Below are 4,126 nucleotides of genomic sequence, written 5' to 3' on the forward strand. Positions count from 1 at the left end.
GAGCACGGCCATCCGCGCGGCGTCGCGGGCGGCCGCGACGGCGCCGGCCGCGTCGCGCGTGGCCGCCAGCCGCCGCGCCCGCGCCATGCCGAGCTCCGGGCCGAACAGCGCCGACTTCGTGCCGTGCCGAGACTCGGCCCGGCTCAGGGCCTTCGCGGTGGCGGCGATGTCGCCCTGCTGGGCCAGCGCGGTCGCCAGCAGCGTCAGCGACAGCGGCCCCCACGAGTAACCGGTGCGTTCCAGCGTGCCGGCGGCCGGGCCGAGCAGGGCCGCGGCCTGCGCGAACTCGCCCTGGGCGATCAGCACATGCGCCAGCAGCACTTCGCCGATCGCGCGGCCCGGCTGCTGCAATTCGGCGAAATCGGTGAATTGCTGGGCCAATTCGCGCGCGTCGGGCAGCCGGCCCGCCATCAACAGCGCGGTGGTCTGGCCAAGCCCGATCGTGAACCGCAGCAGCCCGGGATGTTCGGCGGACAGGGCGCGCTGCGCCAGCGGCTCCACGTCGCCGAACCGGCCCCGCCGCGCCGCGCACAGCGCGGCGGCACTGGCGGCCCACGCCACCGCCTGGTCGCCGGCCGACGGTGAATCCAGCACCTCGCCGGCGATCTTGACGGCGTATCCGACGTTGCCGGCGTTCATCGCGAACGTCGCGCTGAGGGCGTCGAGGGTGGTGCGCGGGCCCGGATCCGTGACCCGATTGCGGATGGTCCGCAGGAACGCGGTGGCCCGCTCGGGTTCGCTGAGCATCCAGAACTGGTTGGCGGCCCGCAGCAGCGCCCAGTCCATGAGCGCCGGCTCGGCCAGCGCGGCGGAGTCGACCTCGGCGAGCAGCGCGTCGGCCTCGCGGCCGCGGCCCTGCCACCCGAGGGCGTGCGCCAGCGACAGCCGCGCCGCCAGGCCCCCGGACCGCTCCAGCGCCGAGCGGGCCAGACGTTCGCCGAGCGCGAGGTCGCCCAGGCGCAGCGCCTGCTGCGCGGCGTCGGCGACGTCGGCGACGCGCTGGGGGGCGTCGCTGTCCAGGGCCAGGGACGCCAGCCGCAGCCGATCGCTGAGGTGGTCCGATGCGCGTTGGGACAGCAGCGCGACGAGCTCGGTGCGCCGACGCCGGGCGTCGTCGGGACCGAGCGCGGCGCGCACCCGCTCGGCGAACAGCGGATGTGCGGTGTAGACCACCGGCTCGTCGCCGTCGGCGCGCACCCGGGTTTCCGCCGCGCCGAGGTCTTCCGCCTCGTCGACCGCGCCCGCCCCGGCCAGGACGGTCAGGTCGGCGACCGGCAGCGGCTCGGCGACGGCGAGGTAGTCCAGCACCGCCCGCGCCGCGGCCGGCAGCTCGGCGATGAACGCGTCGACCTGGGCGGGTGTGGTCGCGCCGCCGGGCGCCTCGACATCGATTCGCGGCAGCAGGCCGTCGGTCCACAGCGCCGCGATGGCGTCGGGCGCCGCCGAGAAATTTGGGCCGCGGGCGGTGACCACCATCCGGCCCGTGCCGGTCAGAGCCAGTTGGTAGACCAGCGTGGCCGACAGGGCGTCGAGCTGGTGGGCGTCGTCGACGACGAGCAGCAGGTCGTCTCCGCCGGCCAGCGACGCCCGCGCGGCCCGCAACAGCGCGGCCGGCTTGCCGAGGTCGGTGATCGCGACCAGGTGGCTGAACGCCCCGAACGGAACGGCCCGCTCGGTCGGGGTGCCGGTGACCCAGCGGGTGAGGGTGCTCGGGTGCGCGCGGCCGTAGCCCTCTGCGGCCAGCCGGGCCAGGGTGGATTTGCCGCAGCCGTCGGGGCCGAGCACGACGGCGCCGCGGGCCGCCCCGAGCGCGTCGTTCAGCCGCTCCAGCGCCGCCTCGTGTTGAGGGACGTTCCAACGAATCGGCACCAGCCGGAGTTTATTGCGCGCAGTGTGCGCGCCGCACCGGGCTTGGTCTACCTTTCGTTGTATGCGCGAATGGGCGGTGTGCGTGTACTGCGCGTCGGGCCCGGAGCACCCCGAATTGCTTGAGCTGGCTTCGGAACTCGGCGAGGCGATCGCCGAGCGCGGCTGGACGCTGGTGTGGGGCGGCGGCCGGGTTTCGGCGATGGGCGCGGTGGCGAGCGCGGCGCGCGCCCGCGGCGGGCGGACCGTCGGCGTCATTCCGCAGAACCTGATGCGCCTCGAGGTCGCCGACCGCCACGCCGACGAGCTGATCGTCAGCGACACCATGCACGAGCGTAAGCAGATCATGGAGGCCCGCGCCGACGCGTTCGTCGTGCTGCCCGGCGGGGTCGGCACCCTGGACGAGCTGTTCGACGCGTGGACCACGGGGTATCTCGGGGTGCACGACAAACCCATCGTGATGCTGGACCCCTTCGGGCATTACGAGGGGCTGTGGCTGTGGTTGTGCGGATTGCTCGACAGCGGGTACATCACGCAAGCGGCGATGGACCGGTTGGTGCTGGTGGATAAGGTGGGGGCCGCAGTGGAGGCGTGCGCACCCACCTGAGTGCCGGGCGAACGCACGCCGTGAGGACTGACAGGAATAGAGGGAAACGTGTCCGACGACGGGGGAGCGCGTACGGCCGTCAGGCTGACCGACATCGCATCTCGGGTGCCGGGCCTGCTGGCCGACATGCCGACGATCGTGCGCGGGGCGCTGACCGGGCTGTTCGCCCAGCCGGGTTCCAAGAAATCGATCGGCACGGTCTTCGCCGACCGGGCCGCCCGCCACGGCGACCGGGTCTTCCTGCGGTTCGGCGATCAGCAGCTGACCTACCGGGACGCCAACGCGACCGCCAACCGGTACGCCGCGGTGCTGGCCGCGCACGGCGTCGGCAGCGGCGACGTCGTCGCGATCATGCTGCGCAACTCGCCTCATGCGGTGCTGGCCATGCTGGCCGCGGTCAAGTGCGGCGCGGTCGCCGGGATGATCAACTACCACCAGCGCGGCGAGGTGCTGGCGCACAGCCTGGGCCTGCTGGACGCCAAGGTGCTGATCGCGGAGACCGACCTGGTCAGCGCCGTGGCTGAGTCCGGCGGCACCGGCGCCACCGAGACGCTGACCGTCGAGGACCTGGACCGCTTCGCCGTCAGCGCGCCGGCGACCAACCCGGCGTCGGCGACAGCCGTGCAGGCCCGCGACACCGCGTTCTACATATTCACCTCGGGCACAACGGGTTTCCCGAAGGCCAGCGTGATGACGCACCTGCGCTGGCTCAAGGCGCTGGCCGCGTTCGGCGGCATCGGGTTGCGGCTGAAGAGCACCGACACGCTGTACAGCTGCCTGCCGCTGTACCACAACAACGCGCTGACGGTCGCGTTGTCGTCGGTGATCAACTCCGGGGCGACGCTGGCGTTGGGCAAGTCGTTTTCGGCGTCGAAGTTCTGGGACGAGGTGATCGCCACCGAGGCCACCGCGTTCATCTACATCGGCGAGATCTGCCGCTACCTGCTCAACCAGCCGCCCAAGCCGACTGACCGGGCGCACAAGGTGCGGGTGATCGCCGGCAACGGGCTGCGCCCTGAGATCTGGGACGAGTTCACCCGGCGGTTCGGCATCGAGCGGGTGTGCGAGTTCTACGCATCCAGCGAGGGCAACACCGCGTTCATCAATGTCTTCAACGTGCCGCGGTCCACCGGCGTCTTCCCGATGCCGCTGGCCTACGTGGAGTACGACCCCGACACCGGCGAGCCGCTGCGTGACGAGGACGGCCGGGTGCGCCGGGTGCCCGCCGGCCAGCCCGGCCTGCTGCTCAGCCCGATCAACAGGCTGCAGCCGTTCGACGGCTACACCGACCAGGAATCGACCGAAAAGAAGTTGGTGCGCAACGCTTTTCGTGAGGGGGACGTGTGGTTCAACTCGGGTGACGTGATGAGCCCGCAGGGCATGGGCCACGCCGCGTTCGTCGACCGGCTCGGTGACACGTTCCGGTGGAAGGGCGAGAACGTCGCCACCACGCAAGTGGAGGCGGCGCTGGCCTCCGACGCGTCCGTCGAGGAATGCACGGTGTTCGGCGTGGAGATCCCGCACACCGGTGGGCGCGCCGGGATGGCCGCGGTCCAGCTGCGCGAGGGCGCCGAGTTCGACGGCCAGTCGTTGGCCCGCGCGGTGTACTCGCAACTGCCGCCCTATGCGCTGCCGTTGTTCGTTCGGGTGGTC

At 72.2% G+C, this 4,126-nt stretch carries 3 protein-coding genes; 2 read left to right on the forward strand and 1 reads right to left on the reverse strand.

The window, feature by feature from the left end; translation table 11 throughout:
• On the reverse strand, positions 1–1,869 hold a 1,869-nt coding region (locus A5706_RS10930), incomplete at its 3' end, for an AAA family ATPase (protein WP_068130092.1).
• A gap of 61 nt (positions 1,870–1,930) precedes the next feature.
• Here A5706_RS10930 and A5706_RS10935 point away from each other — a divergent pair.
• Entirely contained in the window at positions 1,931–2,473 is a 543-nt protein-coding gene (locus tag A5706_RS10935) for a TIGR00730 family Rossman fold protein (RefSeq protein ID WP_068130095.1), read from the forward strand.
• Between the two features lie 48 nt (positions 2,474–2,521).
• A partial coding sequence (fadD6, locus tag A5706_RS10940; protein WP_068130098.1) for a long-chain-acyl-CoA synthetase FadD6 occupies positions 2,522–4,126 on the forward strand: 1,605 nt, incomplete at its 3' end.

The sequence above is a fragment of the Mycobacterium sp. E796 genome, assembly GCF_001672815.1.
Lineage (GTDB): Bacteria > Actinomycetota > Actinomycetes > Mycobacteriales > Mycobacteriaceae > Mycobacterium.